2 protein-coding genes and 1 pseudogene (1 of these 3 cut by a window edge) are annotated in these 1,080 nt (G+C 41.9%); all 3 read left to right on the top strand.

Going from position 1 to position 1,080, the window contains the following annotated elements:
* Nucleotides 1-130 (top strand): annotated as a pseudogene (locus COU90_04800) (hypothetical protein); it begins 842 nt to the left of the window's first position.
* A gap of 10 nt (nt 131-140) precedes the next feature.
* Nucleotides 141-779: a hypothetical protein gene (locus COU90_04795; protein ID PJE64160.1), complete on the top strand. Its 639-nt coding sequence runs from the start codon at nt 141-143 to the stop codon at nt 777-779.
* Between the two features lie 4 nt (nt 780-783).
* Nucleotides 784-1,065: a hypothetical protein gene (locus COU90_04790; GenBank protein ID PJE64159.1), complete on the top strand. Its 282-nt coding sequence runs from the start codon at nt 784-786 to the stop codon at nt 1,063-1,065.
* The last annotated feature ends 15 nt before the right edge of the window (nt 1,066-1,080 follow it).

The following is a 1,080-nucleotide window of genomic DNA, read 5'->3' as shown; positions in this document are numbered from 1 at the left end:
ATCATCCAGTCCTTGGGCGATTTCTGGCTGTGGATCCGGCATCCCGCGACAACCCGCAGAAGTTTCTCCAAGATCCCCAGCAGTTGAATGGGTATTCCTACGTCCGAAACAATCCGCTCAACTTTATTGATCCGGAAGGATTGTTTACCGTAGTTGTTCCGGGTACGGGTTATAGCGAGAAAGATTGGTCTGACGACGGATCTGCCGGGAACTTCATTAATTCAGTAGGAGAGACGTTTGGTGAGACACCGGTAGTTATAAACAATAAAGATTTTTGGTCCGGCGGTGATAATCCAGGAGCTCGCGAGAGAGCAGCTAATCACGTTGTCAATTTAATAAATAACCATGACTTCGCAGAAGGGGAACAGCTTAATATCGTGGGTCACAGTCATGGCGGAAACATCGCGAATCTTGTAAGCCAGATGACCGAAAGAAGGATTGATACGCTTGTTACATTGGGTACTCCGACGAGTGGTGATTACCAACCTAATTACGACAGAATTGGGCAACATGTTAATGCGTACAGTAATAAAGATTTTGTCCAGAAGTTTGGCGGTACTCAAACTTCTGTGTCGGAAGTACTCGGGCGCGTTGCATTTGGAAACTTTGGCCGCTGGCTCGGTGCAAAATTGTCCATAGGTCAGTTTGGGTGGGGTGGTCGACAATACAGTAAAGCGAGTAATTATAATGCCACTGGGGATACAAGTTTTATAGGAGCTCATTCTGATCTTTGGCGTAATGAAAATGTTTGGAATAATATTAGTAATCGTATCAGATAAATATATGAAAATTATACGAAGTTTACTCATATTAATTCTCTCAATTGTTAGCATCTACTTGTTAACTGATCTATTTGGTACTCTGGATGTCCATAATTGGTATGAAACTACTGTTTATTTTGTGGTAGTTTTCCTACCAATTAGCATAGCTTTGGCATCCTTATCATATTATGCGTATAGAAATGATGTTGGATGGCTAAGTAAGTTGGCTATTGCTGGGATATTAATTGCCGGTCTAGATTTTGTGTTCCCTGTGTTTCTGATCGTTCGTAATGCGTTGTATTAATATTTCTACCCAAAC

This window comes from Candidatus Ryanbacteria bacterium CG10_big_fil_rev_8_21_14_0_10_43_42 (assembly GCA_002793915.1).
Taxonomy (GTDB): domain Bacteria; phylum Patescibacteriota; class Minisyncoccia; order Ryanbacterales; family 2-02-FULL-48-12; genus 1-14-0-10-43-42.
The sequence above is the reverse complement of the archived record's forward strand: the minus strand, read 5'-3'. Positions and strand labels throughout refer to the sequence as shown.

What these genes read in the sequence shown, in the direction of transcription:
- COU90_04790 (PJE64159.1), top strand. Translation starts at nt 784, where the DNA reads ATGAAAATTATACGAAGTTTACTCATATTAATTCTCTCAATTGTTAGC.